The organism is Streptomyces bacillaris (assembly GCF_003268675.1).
Taxonomy (GTDB): Bacteria; Actinomycetota; Actinomycetes; order Streptomycetales; family Streptomycetaceae; genus Streptomyces; species Streptomyces bacillaris.
The window spans coordinates 6,682,596-6,699,576 of the sequence record NZ_CP029378.1 but is presented as its reverse complement, the minus strand read 5'-3'; the positions used below and the strand labels follow the sequence as shown (position 1 = coordinate 6,699,576).

12 protein-coding genes are annotated in these 16,981 nt (G+C 71.2%); 4 read left to right on the top strand and 8 right to left on the bottom strand.

Translation table 11 applies throughout. The features are described 5' to 3' along the window. Positions 1 to 244 precede the first annotated feature (244 nt). On the bottom strand, positions 245 to 1,033 hold the full coding sequence (locus DJ476_RS29215; RefSeq protein ID WP_103418350.1) for a LysR family transcriptional regulator substrate-binding protein: 789 nt from the start codon (positions 1,031 to 1,033) through the stop codon (positions 245 to 247). Between the two features lie 58 nt (positions 1,034 to 1,091). On the opposite strand from DJ476_RS29215, the gene DJ476_RS29210 reads away from it, so the two are divergent. Beyond that, the gene (locus DJ476_RS29210) at positions 1,092 to 1,484 is read left to right on the top strand and encodes a DUF5997 family protein (RefSeq protein WP_112491907.1); all 393 of its coding nucleotides are present in this window, start codon (positions 1,092 to 1,094) and stop codon (positions 1,482 to 1,484) included. Between the two features lie 163 nt (positions 1,485 to 1,647). Here DJ476_RS29210 and DJ476_RS29205 read toward each other — a convergent pair whose 3' ends face one another. From DJ476_RS29205 to DJ476_RS29190, 4 genes are all read right to left on the bottom strand, one after another. Further along, a complete protein-coding gene (locus DJ476_RS29205) occupies positions 1,648 to 2,145 on the bottom strand; it encodes a peptidylprolyl isomerase (protein WP_103418351.1) in 498 nt (165 codons plus the stop codon). 75 nt (positions 2,146 to 2,220) lie between these two features. After that, entirely contained in the window at positions 2,221 to 3,390 is a 1,170-nt protein-coding gene (locus DJ476_RS29200; RefSeq protein ID WP_112491906.1) for a serine hydrolase domain-containing protein, read from the bottom strand. An 85-nt stretch (positions 3,391 to 3,475) separates the two neighbouring features. Beyond that, positions 3,476 to 4,051, bottom strand: a complete 576-nt coding sequence (locus tag DJ476_RS29195) for a histidine phosphatase family protein (RefSeq protein WP_112492656.1) — start codon at positions 4,049 to 4,051, stop codon at positions 3,476 to 3,478. Between the two features lie 229 nt (positions 4,052 to 4,280). Continuing rightward, complete coding sequence (locus tag DJ476_RS29190; protein ID WP_112491905.1) at positions 4,281 to 5,765, bottom strand: aminotransferase-like domain-containing protein; 1,485 nt, start codon at positions 5,763 to 5,765, stop codon at positions 4,281 to 4,283. Between DJ476_RS29190 and DJ476_RS29185 the strand changes: the two genes are divergently transcribed. Next, positions 5,764 to 6,909, top strand: coding sequence for a DMT family transporter (locus tag DJ476_RS29185; protein WP_112491904.1), 1,146 nt, complete (start codon positions 5,764 to 5,766; stop codon positions 6,907 to 6,909). The genes DJ476_RS29190 and DJ476_RS29185 overlap by 2 nt on opposite strands. A gap of 96 nt (positions 6,910 to 7,005) precedes the next feature. Continuing rightward, positions 7,006 to 7,215, top strand: a complete 210-nt coding sequence (locus tag DJ476_RS29180; RefSeq protein WP_103418355.1) for a DUF1918 domain-containing protein — start codon at positions 7,006 to 7,008, stop codon at positions 7,213 to 7,215. 71 nt (positions 7,216 to 7,286) lie between these two features. On the opposite strand, the gene DJ476_RS29175 is transcribed toward DJ476_RS29180, so the two are convergent. Then, positions 7,287 to 8,543 (bottom strand): glycoside hydrolase family 10 protein, encoded by a 1,257-nt coding sequence (locus DJ476_RS29175; protein WP_456339958.1) that lies wholly within the window; start codon positions 8,541 to 8,543, stop codon positions 7,287 to 7,289. 224 nt (positions 8,544 to 8,767) lie between these two features. On the opposite strand from DJ476_RS29175, the gene DJ476_RS29170 reads away from it, so the two are divergent. Continuing rightward, positions 8,768 to 9,625: a 3-hydroxybutyryl-CoA dehydrogenase gene (locus DJ476_RS29170; protein WP_053561930.1), complete on the top strand. Its 858-nt coding sequence runs from the start codon at positions 8,768 to 8,770 to the stop codon at positions 9,623 to 9,625. 187 nt (positions 9,626 to 9,812) lie between these two features. Here DJ476_RS29170 and DJ476_RS29165 read toward each other — a convergent pair whose 3' ends face one another. Further along, the gene (locus DJ476_RS29165; protein ID WP_162638809.1) at positions 9,813 to 10,385 is read right to left on the bottom strand and encodes a hypothetical protein; all 573 of its coding nucleotides are present in this window, start codon (positions 10,383 to 10,385) and stop codon (positions 9,813 to 9,815) included. Between the two features lie 71 nt (positions 10,386 to 10,456). After that, positions 10,457 to 16,864 (bottom strand): RHS repeat-associated core domain-containing protein, encoded by a 6,408-nt coding sequence (locus tag DJ476_RS29160; protein WP_112491902.1) that lies wholly within the window; start codon positions 16,862 to 16,864, stop codon positions 10,457 to 10,459. Positions 16,865 to 16,981 lie beyond the last annotated feature (117 nt).

Here is a 16,981-nt window from a genome sequence, read left to right as displayed (position 1 = left end):
ACCGGCCGGCTGTCGACAACCCTGCACGAGGGAGCACGGCCGCCACCACGGCTTCCGGGAAATGGCTCGATCCCGGGACATCCCGGTGCTCTGGCCTGCTGGGACGCCGTCCGTGGGATCCGGCCAACGGGACGCCGGGACGGATGGGACGGTCGGCGGCGGGACAGTGGATGACCAACGGGGTGCCGGCGGATGACCGACGGGGCGCCAGGAAGCGGTGAAGCCAGGGGCAGGAGAGGGCCTGCTACCGCCCTCGCGGCTTCCCGCGCTTGCCTGCCGTCCTGCCGCCCTTGGGGGCGCCCGCGCGGCGGCCGGAGCCGGGCTGCTTGGCGGTCTGCTTGCCCTGCTGCTTTCCGCCGGGGGCCGGCTTGCCGGAGCGCTTCGGCTGGGGCTTGGTCTTCGCCGTCGGCTGCTGGGCCGCGCGGCCCCGGGTGCTGTTGACCGTGCGCCCCCGGACGATGCCGATGAACTCCTCCACCAGATCGGGCGTGGGCTCCTCCTGCGGCCACGACAGGGCGACGCGGGACTCGGGGGCCTCCGGGACCGGGCGGTAGGTGAGGTCCTTGCGGTGGTGCAGGCGGGCCAGGGACTGCGGGACCAGGAGGACGCCCACGCCCGCCGCCACCAGCTCGATCGCGTCCGCCGTGGTGGCCGGGCGTTCGATCGCGGGGCGGCCGGGGAGGGTCTCCCAGTCCAGGACGTCGTCGAGCGGGTGCAGGACGATCTCGTCGGCCAGGTCGGGGAGCGTGACCTCCTCCGCGGCCGTGGCGGCGTGGTCCTTGGGGATCACCACGACCGTCGTCTCGGTGTAGAGGGGGATCGCGCTGAGGATGTCCCGGTCGACCGGGAGCCGTACGAGTCCGGCCTCCGCACCGCCGTCCGCCAGCAGCCGGCCCGCGTCGGCCGGGGGGACCTGGACCAGTTCCAGCGGGGTGCCGGGCAGCCGCTCGTGCCAGACCCTCACCCACTTGGTGGGCGTCACGCCGGGTACGTACGCGAGCCGGAAGGATGAGGGTGTGTCCGAGCCTGTCACGGGTTCAGGCTACCGGTCCGTGGTCGGAGGTATGTCCTGTGGTCGATACCCTGGACCCATGACGTCGCACAAGACCGCCCAGACCATGAAGCCCGCCACCGCGGCGAAGAAGCTGGGTGTGTACCTCCAGGCCACCCCCGCCGAGTTCCAGGAGGGTGCCGTCTCCCGCACCGAGCTGAACGCCCTCCAGACCGACCCGCCCGCCTGGCTCGTCGAGCTGCGCCGCACCGGGCCGCACCCCCGTCCCGTCGTCGCCGCGAAGCTCGGCATCTCCATCGCGGGGCTGGCCCGCGGCGGGGTCACCGACGCCCTCACCACCGAGCAGATCAACGCCCTCAAGGCCGAGATGCCCGAGTGGCTCCAGAAGGAGCGGGCGACCCAGGCGGAGGTCCGCAAGGAGGCCGCCCGCATCAAGGAGCGCAACGCGGAGCGGGCCGCCCGGTCGAACTGACCGCAGCCGGCCAGGAGAGCCGTAGAGAAACGGGAGGCCCGGCCGACGCCATCGCGTCGGCCGGGCTTCCGTGTGTACGGGTACGGGGGCTCGCGGCCTCCGTGCGTATGGGCACTGAGGCTCGCGGCTTCCCTGCGTACGGGCCCGAAGGCTCGCGCTTCGGTCAGAGAACGCCGGACTCGGCGATGGTGACCTTGCCGCGGGTGCGGCCGCTGGAGGAGCCGAGCGCCTCGATCTTGCGGACCAGGGCCATGCTGTCGTCGTCGGCGACCTCGCCGAAGACCACGTGCTTGCCGTCCAGCCACGGGGTGAGGACCGTGGTGATGAAGAACTGCGAGCCGTTGGTGTTCGGGCCGGCGTTGGCCATCGAGAGCAGGCCCACGCGGTCGTGCTTGAGCTTGAAGTTCTCGTCGGCGAACTTCTCGCCGTAGATGCTCTTGCCGCCGGTGCCGTCGCCGCGGGTGAAGTCGCCGCCCTGGAGCATGAAGTCCGTGATGACGCGGTGGAAGGACGAGCCGGCGTAGCCGAAGCCCTTCTCGCCGGTGGCGAGCGCGCGGAAGTTCTCCGTCGTCTTGGGGACGACGTCGTCGAACAGGTTGAACGTGATCCGCCCTGCGGGCGCGTCGTCGATGGTGATGTCGAAGTAGACCTTGGTTGTCATGGTGACATCCTCACATTCCTGGCAACCGCAGGTGAAACCCGGGTTGGGTCGGCGGTGTGGAATGTCGCGTTCCGATCATCCCCGGGCGGCGTCCCCGAGGGCCGCGTACACCGCGTCCACCAGGGCCGTCTTCCGCGGGTCGTCGGCCACGCCCGAACCCATCCGGTTCATGACGTACCCGAGGGCGATGCCCGCTTCCGGGTCGGCCAGTCCGCAGGAGCCGCCCGCGCCGTCGTGGCCCATCGCCCGCGGGTTGGGCCCGTAGGAGCGGTTGCGGCCGCTCAGCCAGAGGCCGAGCGCGATCTCCGTCTCATGGGCGAAGGCGTCACCGAGGACCAGGTCGCGGCAGGCGCCCTGGCTCTCGCGGACGCGTTCGACGGCCTGCTCGGAGAGGATCCGGCGGCCGTCGAGGGCGCCGCGTCCGGCGAGGATCCCGTAGAGCGCGGCGACCGCGCGGGCGGTGCCGTGGCCGTTGGCGGCGGGAATCTCGGCTGCGCGCCACCCGGGCGTGTTGGCGACGGCCCGGCCGGTGGGCGGGTTGAGCAGGGAGGCGACGGCCACCGGTTCCATCCGGGCCAGCAGCGCGGCCTGGGCGGCACGGTCGGCGCGCTCCTGGACGAGTTCGGCGAGCCGGTGGGTCTCCTTCTCCGGGAGGCCGAAGGTGAAGTCGATGCCGAGCGGTCCGGTGATCTCCTGCCGCAGGTACTCCCCCGGCAGCATCCCGCCGACCCGGCGGACCACCTCGCCAACGAGGAATCCGTACGAGATCGCGTGGTAGCCGGACCGGGTCCCCGGCTCCCACCAGGGAGCGGTGGCGGCGAGCCGGGCGCAGGTCAGCTCCCAGTCGTACAGGTCGTCCAGCGTGTGCGGTACGTCGATGCCGGCGACCCCGGAGCGGTGCGAGAGGAGGTGGCGTACGAGGACGGCCTCCTTGCCGCCCGCCGCGAACTCCGGCCAGTACGTGGCCACGGGGGCGTCCAGGTCGAGCAGGCCCCGGTCCGCGAGGAGGTGGGCGCAGAGGGCGGTGGGGCCCTTGCCGGTGGACCAGACGTTGACCAGGGTGTCCCGCTCCCAGGGGCGGGTGCGGGCCTCGTCGGCCCAGCCGCCCCAGAGGTCCACGACGGGACGGCCGTCGAGGAGGACGGTGACGGCGGCGCCGAGTTCGCCGCGGTCCGTGAAGTTCTCCTCGAAGGCCTCCCGGACCGGGGCGAACCGGTCGTCGCAGTGGCCGTGGACCTGTGCCATGGGGCTCCCTCGGTACGGTGCGGGATCGGTGCCCCCGCAACGTACCGACCGGTCGGGCCGGAGGGAAGAGCGGGTTCTGCGGAGGTCAGCGGAGGCCGGACTCCAGGCTGAGGCTCCAGCGGCCGGGGGAGCCGGCGAGCGTGATGGTGGAGAGCGGGCGGACGTCCACGTTCCAGTACGCGGTCGGCGGCACGTTCAGCGCGTAGACCAGGGCCGCCCGGATCACGGCGGGTTCCGCGACCGCGACGATGAAGCCGTCGCAGACCGGGCGGGTGTCCAGCCAGCTCCCGATCCGCCCGATGAAGGCCAGGAGCGATTCCCCGCCGTGCGGGGCGCCGCCCGGGTCCGCGAACCAGGCGTCGACGGCGGCCGGTTCCCGGGCGGCCACCTCGGCCAGGGTCGCGCCGCGCCAGCGGCCCATGTCGCAGTCGCGCAGGGCGGGCTGGGCCATCGGGGCGTAGCCCAGCGCGTCGGCGGTGGCGCGGCTGCGCGGGCTCGGTGAGCAGTACCGCAGTTCGGCCGCCCCGAGCGGAGCCAGGGTGTGGGCGACGCGCTGCACCTCGTACCAGCCCGCATGGTCGAGCGGCCGGTCGTCGTCGAAGCGCTCGGCCAGGCGCGGCGAGGTGCGCGCCGCCGCGACCAGGGTGACCCGCTGCGTCATGGCCGGATGCGTCATGGCCGGATCGTGGTGCCGAACGCCTGTCCGGTCAAGAGGGCACCGGCCGGGGGTGGGCTTGCCTCAGCCGTTCGCCGGGGGCGCGCGGGCGGTTCGCCCGGGGATGCGTGGGCGGTCTGCGCGGGGATGCGTGGGCGGTCTGCGCGGGCGCGTGTGGGCGGTTCGCCCCGGCCTGTGTGGCGGACCGTTCACCCACGACGCCCCCGCGCCACCATCACCCGCCGGGCGCCTCCCCCGGCCCCCGCGACCCGTCGTAGGCCACGTCGTACGCCGTACGGAGCCGGCGTACGCCCTCCGCGATCTCGGCCGCTCCGGAGACCGCGGCGAAGCTCAGCCGTACGTGGCCGGCCGGGGGTTCGGCGCAGAAGTACGGGGTGCCGGGGGCGATGGCGACCGAGGCGCGCAGGGCGGCGGAGGTGATGGCCGTCTCGTCGGGGCCGGTTCCCGCGCCGGTCGCCGGGATGCGGAGCCAGAGGCTGCCGCCGCCGGCCGGGACGTGGGGCAGGGCGAAGGCGGGCAGTTCGGAGTGGAGGGCGGTGGCCATCACCGTACGGCGGCTGCGCAGTTCCGCTGCCACCGCGGCCAGGTGACGGCCCCACGACGGGGAGCCGACGAGTTCGAGCGCGGCCTCCTGGAGCGGCCTGGGGACGAAGAAGCTGTCGACGACCTGGATGGCGCGGAGGCGTTCGAGGACCGGGCCCCGGGCGGCCAGGGCGCCGACCCGGAGGCTGGGCGAGGTGACCTTGGTGAGCGAGCAGACGTGGACGACCACCCCGTCGGGGTCGTCGGCGGCCAGCGGCGGCGGAAGCGGTCCGGCGTCCTCGTGGACCAGTCGGCGGGCGAAGTCGTCCTCGATGACGAACGCCCCGGCCGCCCGGGCGATCGCCAGGACCTCGGGGCGGCGGGCGGGGGCGAGGGTGGCCCCGGTGGGGTTCTGGAAGAGCGGCTGGGTGACGAAGACCCTGGCCCCGGTGGCGCGGAACGCGTCGGCGAGCAGTTCGGGCCGCACCCCGTCCCCGTCCATCGGGACCGGGACCGGGCGCAGCCCCGTGGCGCGGGCGACCGCGAGCATGCCGGGGTAGGTGGGCGACTCCACGAGGACCGGGGCGCCGGGCGGGGCGAGGGCGCGCAGGGCCGTGGCCAGGGCACTCTGGCCGCCCGCGGTGATCAGGACGTCGGCGCCGGAGACCGCGGGGCCGATCTCGCGGGCGAACCAGGACCGCAGTTCGGGCAGTCCGTCCGTGGGCGGGCGCCCCCAGGCCCCCGGGCGGCGGCCGGCCCGGGCGAGGGCGGCGGAGAGGGCCCGCTCGGGCTGGAGGCCGGCGTGCAGATAGCCGCCGTTGAACTCGATGGTGCCGGGCGGTGGCGCGGCGAGCGTGGCCAGGACTCCGGAGGCGTCGACCGTACGGGGCACGACCTCGGGTCCGCCGTCGCCGCTCAGCGACACCTCCTGCCAGGACGTGTCGCCGGGGGCGGGCACCTCGGCGCGGGGCTCGGCCCGGAAGGCGCCCGAGCCGGGGCGGGTGATGACCAGCCCTTCGGCGGCGAGCTGGGCGATGGCGCGGGAGACGGTGACGGGGCTGACCCGGAAGCGTTCGACGAGGGCGCGGCTGGAGGGCAGCTTTCCACCGGGTGAGTAGCGGTTGAGCTCGGCACGGAGGGAAGTGACCAGCTCGGCCACGCTGCTACGCTCTTGCATGAGAGCAAAGGATAGCGCTACCGACCCTGGAACGATAGCGGTCGGTGGTGGTACGGAGACCGCCCCGACCACGGCCACAGCCCCGACGCCGATCGCAGACACCGCCCCGGCCGCAGGCACCGCCCCGACCGCAGGCACCGCCCTGGCCGCCGGAACCGCCCCGGGCACGGCGCCGGCCTCGGGCCGGGCCACCCCGGGCACGGCCCCGTACGCGCCGCAGCACAGCCCCAAGGCCCCCGCCCGCCGTGGCACGCTCCTCGCCTCGCTCGGCGTCGTGGCGTTCTCGCTCACCTTCCCCTCCACCGCCTGGGGCCTGGAGAGCTTCGGCCCCTGGTCCCTCGTCGCCCTGCGCTCCACGCTCGCCGCCCTCATCGCGGGCTGCTTCCTGCTGGCCGTCCGGGCGCCGGTGCCCGAACGCCGTCACTGGGCCGGGCTCGCGGTGGTGGCGGGCGGGGTGGTCGTCGGGTTCCCGCTGCTGACGACCCTGGCGCTGCAGACCTCCAGCACCTCGCACGCCGCCGTGGTCGTGGGGCTGCTGCCGCTGACGACCGCCGTGCTGGGGTCACTCCGTACCGGGGAGCGCCCCTCCCGTACGTTCTGGGTCGCGGCCCTCGCCGGGGCCGCCGTCGTCATCGGCTTCACCGTGCAGCAGAGCGGCGGGGCCCTGACCTCGGGCGACCTGTATCTCTTCGGGGCGCTGCTGGTGTGCGCGGCCGGGTACACCGAGGGTGGCCGGCTGGCCCGGGTGATGCCGGGGTGGCAGGTGATCGGCTGGGCGCTGATGCTCTGCCTGCCGTTGGCGGTGGCGGGCAGCGCGGTGGCCCTGCCGCTGGAGCCGGTCCGCCTCAGCGCGCACGGCGTCCTCGGCCTGGTCTGGGTGGCCGCCGGGTCGACGTTCTTCGGGCTGTACGTCTGGTACAAGGGCATGGCCGGGATCGGCGTCCCCCGGGCCAGCCAACTCCAGCTCGCCCAGCCGCTGCTGACGCTGGCGTGGTCCGTCCTGCTGCTCGGCGAGGAGGTGTCGGCGGCGGCTCCCCTCGCGGCGGTCGCGGTGCTGGTCTGCATCGCCGCCACCCAGCGGACCGGACGGCGCAGGGCTCCCCGACCCCTCCCAGCAGGGGAAACCGGGCCCGTACGGTCATAGACTTGGCCGTACGGACCAGGCGGACCCCGTACGGACAGGGCGACCACCACCCCGTACGGACAGCGGCGGACCGCCACCCCGTGAGGAGGTCACCCCATGGAGGCACACGCGGGCGACCGGCTGCTGATGCACGGCAGGACCGTGGGACAGCACGACCGGGTCGCAGAGATCATCGAGGTTCTCGGGGACGGGGGCGCTCCTCCGTACCGGCTCCGGTTCCCCGACGGCCATGAACACCTGATGTCCCCCGGCCCCGACAGCGTCGTCCAGCACATCGAGGCGCCCAGGAACCGGCCCCCGCAGTAGCGGGAGAGGGACCGGGGCCGGGGTCCGAGCGGCCCCGGCCCCTCCCTGCCGGTGCTTCGCCGCCCAACTGCTCAGCGAGGGGCGCGCACCCGGTCCTGGTAGTGGTCGGCCACCACCCGGGCCATCGCGCCGATCCGGTCCGCCGCCACGTGCTTGGCGGAGAAGAAGATGTGCCCGGCCACCTCCTCGTGGTCCCGGGCGAGGGCGAGGTGGCGGGAGAGTTCCGCCGGGTCCTGCCAGGGCGCGGCCTGGGCCGGGTCGCCCGCCTTGTAGAGCGCCTCCCCCACGTACAGGCCCACGCCCGTGCCCCGTACGGTCTGGTCCCACCAGGCGAGAACCTTGGCGTAGTCGGCGGCCGTCTGGCCCAGATGCCAGTAGATCTGCGGGCAGATGTAGTCGATCCACCCCTCCTTCACCCATCTACGGGTGTCGGCGTGCAGGTCGTCGTAGGTCTCGACGCCCGCCCGGGTGTCGGAGCCCGCCGGGTCGGTGGCCTTGTTCCGCCAGACGGCGAAGGGGCTGACGCCGAACCGGACGCCCTGCCGGGTCTCCCGGATCCGCTCGCCCATCTCCCGCACCAGCCGGTCCACGTTGTCCCGGCGCCAGGCGGCCCTGTCCCCGAAGGCGGAGCCGTACCGCTCGTAGGCGGCGTCGTCCCTGAACTCCTGGCCCGCCACCGGATACGGGTAGAAGTAGTCGTCCCAGTGCACCGCGTCGATCTCGTAGCGGCGGACGGCGTCCAGCATGGCGTCCTGGACGAAGCGGCGGACCTCCGGAAGGCCGGGGTTGTAGTAGAGCTTCCCGCCGTACGGCAGGACCCACTCCGGATGCAGCCGCGCCGGGTGGGAGGCGGTGAGCCGGGTGGGGTCCGTGTGGTTGGCCACCCGGTACGGGTTGAACCAGGCGTGCAGTTCCAGGCCCCGGTCGTGCGCCTCGCGGACGGCCGTGGCGAGCGGGTCCCACCCCGGGTCCTGGCCCTGGACACCGGTCAGGCAGTCGGCCCACGGTTCGTACGGGGAGGGCCAGAGGGCGTCGGCGGTGGGGCGGACCTGGAGCACCACCGCGTTGAGCCGCAGCCGGACGGCCCGGTCGAGGTGGGCGATCAGCTCGGACCGCTGGGCCGCCGCCGTCAGGCCGGGCCTGGAGGGCCAGTCCAGGTTGGCGACCGTGGCGATCCAGACGCCGCGCAGCTCACCCCGCGCGGACCGGTCCTCGCCGCCGCCCCCTCCCCGTACGGAAGGGGCCGTTGTCATCGCCGCCGCGTCACCGCCCGTCGTCATCGCCGCCACCAGTCCCGCCGCGCCCGCCACCAGCGACCGCCGGGTCATTCCTCCACGTCCACCGCGTCCACGTCGCATACGCCACTCGTCCCTTCACGTCGACCGTCACCCCCATCGCTGTACGTAACCGGATGATGCCCTTTCGTAGCCCTCCGACCCGCGGGTCACCGGGGCCGGATCGCGGAGTAACGTCGTGGGGTCGAGGCGGGCACCGGAATCACACGGGACCCTGCAATGCGGAGAACAGCGAAAGGCACGAGGTGACGGACTCTATGGCCGACATTGCACGCGTCGGGGTGGTGGGCTGTGGCCAGATGGGCGCAGGGATCGCGGAGGTGTGCGCCCGCAGCGGCCTCGAGGTCAAGGTCGCCGAGACCACCGGCGAGGCGCTGGAGATCGGCCGCACCCGGCTGCACAACTCCCTCTCGAAGGCCGCCGAGCGCGGCAAGATCACCGAGCAGGAGCGGGACGAGACCCTCGGCCGCCTCAGCTTCACCACCGACCTCGGGGAGTTCGCGGACCGCGATCTCGTCATCGAGGCCGTCGTGGAGAACGAGCAGGTCAAGACGGAGATCTTCCAGGTCCTGGACCAGGTGGTCGTCCGGCAGGACGCGATCCTCGCCTCCAACACCTCCTCCATCCCGCTGGTGAAGCTGGCCGTCGCCACCTCGCGCCCGGACCGGGTCATCGGCATCCACTTCTTCAACCCGGCGCCCGTCCAGAAGCTGGTCGAGCTGATCCCGGCGCTGACCACCTCGGACGAGACCGTCAAGCGCGCCGAGGCCGTCGTCCACGACGTGCTGGGCAAGCACGCGATCCGTGCCCAGGACCGGTCCGGCTTCGTGGTGAACGCGCTGCTGATCCCGTATCTGCTCTCCGCGATCCGGATGTTCGAGTCGGGCATCGCGAGCCGCGAGGACATCGACAACGGCATGGAGATGGGCTGCGCCCACCCGATGGGGCCGCTGAAGCTCGCGGACCTGATCGGCCTGGACACCGTGGCCTCGGTCGCGGATTCGATGTACGCCGAGTACAAGGAACCGCTGTACGCCGCTCCCCCGCTGCTCCAGCGCATGGTCGACGCGGGGCGGCTGGGGCGCAAGACGGGGTCGGGGTTCTACGCCTACTGACCGCCCTGCCGGAGGGCCCGGTACTCACGTCTCCGGGTCCTCCGTGGCAGATTCCCCGAGTTCAGGACCGGGTGCGGCACCAAGGGCTTGTCCCCTGCTGCCGGCCGGACCCGACGCGATGCCGGAGCAGGGTCCGGTTTCGTGTCGTGTTCGCGGGCACGAAGATGAGTGCCGACGAGAATCGTGCTCACGAGCGCAGGAAGAGCGAATAGACTGCGCATATCGCGGCGGACGCGAGGAACATCTCCGCAACCAAGTCCGCCGTCAGGCTGCGGGTCACTTTTCCGCCGGACTCCACGGACTTCCTTCTTCTGCGCTGCACCTTATTTATCTCGGCAGCCGCCTTGGCCGAGGTATTGAATGCACGGTCCAGCAGAGACCCAGCAAATCCGACTACGAAATACCCTTCCTCATCTTCCGCCCCTCGGTCATGGACCCGAGGCACGATGATGAGACTTCCTCCCTGATTGACCTCTGCCTTCCTCACCGCATCGTAGGGAATCCGGTAGGTCATCAAGGGGTTCACCACGACAATGGACGTCTCGGTGAGATGGATTCTGCTGCGCATGGCGCGATAGGCGAGCGAGCCGACCCCCAAGCACATAGCCGCCCCGAACATTGCTCCGGGATCATCCCCCGACAGAGCCGCCCATGCAGGCAGGAAGGCTCCACCCCCGAAGAGGAGAACAGCCACCGCCGAGAGCACTATAAAAGAGCGGCGTCGAAGCACCCGGCCGCCGGCCACGCGTCGGTATTCCATGAAGTCAACATCCTCACTTTCAAGGGTGTGCCCGTCGGGGGGAAACCCCCCGACGGGCACACATCGGCCCATCAGCAGGATCCGACAGCCTTTCCGGGGCTCAGGCTACCCGCACCACAGAACCCGAGAGCGAAGTTGGCATTGCTGACCATATTGCCCCTGGTTACGCCCCAATTGAGCGGGCCGGGTTGCCGAATTGCACCGCTCGTCCTGGTGGCCGGCTTGACGACCACGGAGGTGCGTGTGAAAGCGCTGTTCCACGCGGCCCCACTGCGGCTGGCTCCTCCCCAACGAGCGTACTTGTATGCGGCAGCCGTCCCGAAAGCGCCCCAGGCCAGATTGGTGGCCAAGCCGGTCTCATTCCAGCCCGCCCCGGTCACCCCGTCTCCTACGTAGACAGCCACGGCAATGCCTGCCCCGGCCAATCCGCAGACCCCGGCCGAGGCGATGACACACGCGGCGAACCCGGCCGCCGGAAGAACCCGGTTCTTCCACCCTTCCCAGGTGCCGAAGGTCTCCTTCGTTCCGTCCCAGAACTTCTGCCATCCGGAGCGCTTGTCCTGGTTCTGGCTGTTGACCCACTCCTGATGCGCCGCGTCGATGGCCTTCACATACTGCTTGTACGCCGCTTCGGACTGCTTACGGAGTACATCGGCCCAGGTCAGTTCCTTCTTGGTGTAACGGGTACTGATGCCCTGCCCCTTGGTGTACGTGTACTTGCGGCCGGTGACCTGCTGTGCGTAGTAGTTCTTGGAGACCTTACCGCCCTTGGCGCGGGTGATGCTTTCGTAGTTCTTGCCGAAGCTGACCTTCTTGACGTCCCCGGTGCCGCCCTTTCCGTAGGTGCACTTGTACTGGCCGCTGACGCACTCCTCGTAGGCCTCGCCCGTGGGGTCGGAGAACGTGGCCGGGTTGTTGTTCCCGTACGTGTACGGATTGTGCTGGGTGGGGTCCTCCGTGATCAGGAGAGGGTCGACGCTGATGAAGCGGCCCAGTTTCGTGTCGTATTCGCGGGCGCTGAGATGGGTGAGGCCGGTGTCCCCGGTGTCGTCCGTTCCCCCGACGAAGCCCTTGGTGCCGGGCCATGACGAGACTTCCTGACCGCGTGCGTTGCCGAAGAGATCGGTGCGGCGCTGCTGGATCGCCATCGTTCCGGCCTGGACGGCAAGAACGCCGGTGCCGTGGTGGTCGGCGACCGTGAAGTCGAAGGTGCCGTCGTCGCGCCGGATGGCCTGGTGGCCGCCGCCGACGTCGATGTAGCGGGTGGCCTTCGCGGCCGAGGCACCCTGGGCCAGGGTGACTTCGGTGTGCCCGAGGTAGAGCGTGGTGGTGCCGGCTGAGCGGCCGATCAGGCGGTTGCCGTCGGCGTCGTAGACGTACTCGGTGCTCTTGCCGCCCTCGGTGACCTTGGCCAGACGGCCTTCGGCATCCCAGGTCAGAGCCTGTCCGGGGCGTGCCGTGGTGTTGCCGGCTGCGTCGTAGGCGTACTCCTCGGTGCTGGTGCCGCTCGCGTTCCTCGTCTGCACGGAGCTCAGCGTGTGGGGCTGCTCGGCGCCGGGCGCCGGGTAGGTGTAGGTGCGCTGGATGTTCTTGGCGGTGTCACCGGCCGGGTCGTGCCGGGTCTCGGTGGCACGGTTGCCGATCTTGTCGTAGGTGTAGGAGTTCCAGTACGGGGCCGGGCCACCGACCGCCGAAGCGGTGGGGGCGGCAGCACAGGTGGTGGTGCTCTGGGCCCAGGCCTCCTTCACCTGGCGCAGATGGTCGTAGGTGAAGCACTGGTTGTCGGTGCCGGTACGCGAGACGTCCGAGACGGACAGGACATTGCCGGCTTCGTCGTACTTGTAGGTGGCGTGGCGGTCCACACCCGCCTGCTCCTCACGGTCGACCCGGGAGGTGGCGAGGCGCTGCGTGCCCCACTCGTAGGTGTTGGTGCTCCAGGTCTTCTTTCCGCCGCTGGACAGGCCGAGTTCGTACTGCAGGGGCTTTCCGGTGTTGCTGTACTTGACCGATGCGGACATGCCCTGGCCGGAGACCCCGGTCTGGCGCAGGGTGTCGGGCTCGTAGGTGTGCACGACCGCGCCCCCGGGCAGCGAGCCTGCCGCGGAGTAGCTGTACCCGGTGACCAGTCCGGAGGTGCCGTAGTTGACCCCGCTCTGGTAGGTGCCCGCCAGGGCGCCCTCGGAGTCGGGTATCCGCACCTCGGTCTTGATCGGCCGGTACTGGCGGTCGTACTGGGTGACCTTCGATGTGTAGGCGTTCCCCGCCTGGTAGCGGGTGGATTCGGCCAGCTGCCCCTTGCCGCCGGTGACCGTGTCGTAGGTCCAACTCGCCCGCAGGGTCCCGGTCGGGGAGCCTTCGCGCAGCTCGGTCTGGCGGCCGAGGTTGTCGTAGCTGGTGAACAGCCGGGTTCCGCGCGCGTCCTCGGTCGAGGTCACCCGGCCACGGTCGTCGTAGCGCGTGGTGGTGGTGCCCTTGTCCGGGTCGTCGGAGCGGGTCTGACGGCCCCTCTGGTCGTAGCCGAAGCTCCAGGAGTTCCCAGCCGGATCGGTGAGCCCGGCGAGCTGACCGTTCGGGGCGTAGGTGTACTTCGTGGTGTCGTAGGCGGCGTCGACGGTACGGGAGTGGTGCTGGCGCAGTTCGGTCGTCCGGCCCCGGGCGTCGTTCAGAGCGGTGCTGGCGGTGCCGCCCGCGGGCGGGATCACCGTGGTCCGGTCACCGCCGTGGATCGTTCTGGTGATGCCGAGAACGGAGCCGCCGTCGCCGTTGCCCGCGAGCTGCCGTGTCTCGACCGCCCTTCCCAGACCGTCGAAGGTGGTGCGGGTCTGGGTCTCCACCGCCAGGGCGTCGACCGGCTTGAAGATCTCCGTGGTGGGGGCTCCGGTGGCGTAGTACGGGGCGAACGTCTTGCTCACCAGGCCGCGTTCGTCGTAGAAGACGTCCGCGAGGATGCGGCCGCCGTCGGGGCCCGGTGCCTGGGACTGGCGTTCCCGCAGGAAGCCGTCGTAGAGCTGGTGCGAGCTGATCTGCCCGCCGTTGTTGTTCAGCAGCTTCGTGGTCACCGCGACCGGCTTGCCCTCGGCCACCCGGTAGGTGAACTCGTAGTTGGGAGTGAGGGTGTTACGGCGGTCGGCGAGCCACAGCTTGGCGGAACGGCCCAGCGCGTCGTAGGTGAACTCGGTGGTGTTGTCGTTCGTGTCGGTCTGCGTCAGCGGCTTGCCGCGCAGCGGATCGAGCGTGGTGGTCACGGTCAGCGCGGACCCGGCGTTCCCGCTCTTGGCGGGCGGGGTGGTGACCGTGGTCTGCGTCGGCACACCGGTCGCGGGGGTGTAGGCGGTCGTGGTGGTGAGACCGTCGGTGCGCGCCGAACGCACCGGGGCGGCGGTGCCGTCGACCGTGACGTCGGCGGTCAGGTCCGTGGAGGTCAGGGTGCGGCCGTAGCCGTCGAAGGTGCTGCCCGACTCCAGGTAGGTGGCCTTGGTGCCGTCGTGGGACTTCAGGCTCGCCACCGCAGTCGCGTCGCCCTTGGCCGGTGCGGCTCCGTAGGCGCCGCCGTCGTAGGCGGTCCGGATGTCGGAGATGACGTCCTTGGCGCGGTCGGTGTCGGCGCCGCAGGCCTTGGCGACGGTCTCCTCCCGGGCGACCAGGTCCAGGATGTTCCTGGCGGTGTTGGTGGCGTAGGTCGTCCGGGTGCACCGGTCGTCGGCGGGGGTGGACGTGTCGCCCTGGTCGTGGACCTGGGTCACCCGTCCGGCGACCGTGTCATAGGTCGTCGCGGTCGCGGTGGTGCGCCACTTGGCACCGGCTCCGGCGTCCAGCGACGTCCAGGTCTTCGAGGACGCGATGCCGGTGAAGTTCGCGGTGACGGTGCCCCAGGTGCGGGTCTTCTTCGCGGTCTCGTGGTGCCAGGGGCGGCTGACCGTCTTCTCCAGCACCTTTCCGCCGGGGGCATCGAAGCCGACGGTCCGGTACTCCATGCCGGCTGCCGACTCGTGGTCGGTGATCGCCTCGCCCTCACCCTCGCCGAGGGCGACGGTGACCGTCTTGGTACCGCCGGACTTGTCCTTGCGGTCGCCGTGCATGCCGCGCAGGAAGTAGGAATCGGCCTGCGACTTCATGACTCCGCCCTGACCACCGGTCCTGACCCTGACGTGCCCGTAGCCCCGCCAGTCGGACCAGGTCCTGCTCTTGTCCTTGGCGAAACCGTCGGCGTCGTCGTAGTGCCAGGCCGCACCGCCGAGGTACTCGTACTGCGTCACCTGGTCGGGGGAGCCGCCCGTACGGTCGGTCTCCGTGAGGGACTCCACGACGTACTTGTTGAACCAGTGCAGCTCCGGGGCGGTGTCGCTGTCACCGCCGAGGTAGACCGGGAAGCAGCGGGTGGTGTTGGTGTGCTCCGCCGGCAGGCTGCTCTCCTTGCAGACCGGGGCCGAGTAGTTGACGTCGATCTGGCCGCCGTACTCGTCCGCCACCGTGGACAGGCGCGCCTTGATGAACGGCGCGTACCCGTCTCCGGTGCGGTCCATCCGGTTGGCGAGCTGGGTGTAGGCGAACGTGGTCTTCGGCAGGGTGATCGGCGTCGCGGCGGAGTGTCCGGTGTGCTGCACCGAGTCGAGCAGCAACTGGTAGTCGGTGTCCGCCATGCCCCAGCGGTGGCTGAGCTTCCAGGAGTCGACCTTGCCGTAGGAGCCGTCGGGCTTCAGCACCTGGGTGGTCACATCCGTCAGGCGCTTGCGGGTCCAGAACGTCGCCGAGAGACGTCCGTTGTCGCAGTCCTTGCCCGCCTTGCAGTTCATGTCCCACGGGGTGTCGTACCAGTAGAACGACTTGTCGTCGATGGTGTCCGCGGCACAGGTGACCCCTGCCTCGGGGATGCAGCGCTCACCGCTGCCGAAGACGACCTGCGCGGGCGCCTTGTCGAACATCGCCGAGGACTTCAGGCCGTAGTCGATGCGCTTGAGGTGGCCGCCACGGGTGTACGGGGTGGCATCGGACGCCTTCAGGTTGCGGCCGTAGTAGTTCTCCTCCTTGGTGTAGTGATAGGCGGACGCGTTGCCGTGCGGGTCGACGATGTAGTCGAGGTTCCACCGCCAGGCCTGCTGGCACCAGGATTCGGCGAAGGTCGCCTTGTTGCACGGCTCACCGGAGTTGTTGCCGAAGACCGGAACGGTCCAGGTGGAACCGGTCTCCTCCTTCCCTGTCGCCCAGCCCGGCAGCCGGTTGTAGCCGAAGTAGGCCTGCACACCGTCCGGGGTGGTGACCCGCCAGTACTCGTTGTCGTTGTCGCCGTTGGCGCGCGCGGAGTCCTTCAGCCGCTCGACCTTGGTGCCGTCGTCCTTCTTCAGCTTCCATGTGTCGCCGCCGGCCGGGACGAGTTCGCCGCCCTTGCCGTTGAACGAGATGAACGCGTTGTCGTAGGACCAGCACTGGTCACCGGGCTTGTTGCCGTCGGCGTTCTTCACCCCGTCGTCGGAACAGGGCTTGTACTTGCGCTCGATGTAGCCGGGCCACAGGCTGAAGCCGTCCCCGACCCAGGAGCCCTGGTTGTTGGTTCCTCCGGTACGGCCGTCGATCGACCCGGACGAGTAGGACAGACCCACACTCGGCTCCAGGCCGCCGGGGACCTGGGGTACGGGCATGTCGTAGGACCAGGAGAAGTCACCGGTGTTGAGGCTGGTGTCCCAGGACGCCGACGGGGCCAGATCCGTGGCCTTGTAGTCGCCCTTCTCCCCCTCGGCCCCGGCGACCACGGCCAGAACGGTGGACTGGCCGGCGCGCAGACCGACGGACTTCGCGCTCAGCTTCTGCCCGTCGGTGTCGTTGACGGTCTCCAGCGGTGTGCCGGTGCGGCAGGCGTCCTTCTCGGGGGTGGTCAGCGCACAGCCGGGCAGCTCGACCAGCCGCAGGCGGGAGGCGTAGCCGCCGCCGAAGGCGTCGGCGAACCGGGCGTACTCCACCGTGAGCGCGGCCTTGCCGCCCTTGTCCGGGCGGGCGGCCGACCTGCTCTCCGGCGCGGCCCCTTCGGACGGGGTGAGGGAGAGGAGGACTCCACGCACTCCGGCGCGCTCCGTCGTTCCCCGGTCCAGCACCCGGGCCTCGACCTCGCCGCGCACCGACTCCCCGGCTTCGGCGACCGGGCCCAGGGTGAGCGGAAGGCCCTTCGCCTTCACACCCCCCGACGCCGTCCGCGCCGACTGCTCGGGCAGGCGGATCACGGCCGTCCCGGCCTCGGGCAGGGTGGCCCTCGGCGTCCGGTCCGGGGTCCGGGGCCCCTTGGAGAGGGTGCGCGGAGCCACCTTCTCCCCGTCCTTGCCTCTCACCGGCTTGTCCGTGTTCGGCACGCCGGGGCGTTCGTTGCCCTGCGCCACGGCCTCCGGCGGGGTCGCGAACTGCATGAGTCCGCCGACCATCACCGCCGACAGGGCCACTGCGGTCCTGCGATACACAGCCGCGGCATGGCGCGGCCGGAAAATCTGTCTCATGTAGTGATGTCCATCGCTGTCACGCCGCGCCCGCACACAGCGGGGCACGGCTCCCGAACGGGGAGGTGGAACATGGGGCCGGTCGTGTCCCCCGGCTCGGCGGGACACGACCGGCGA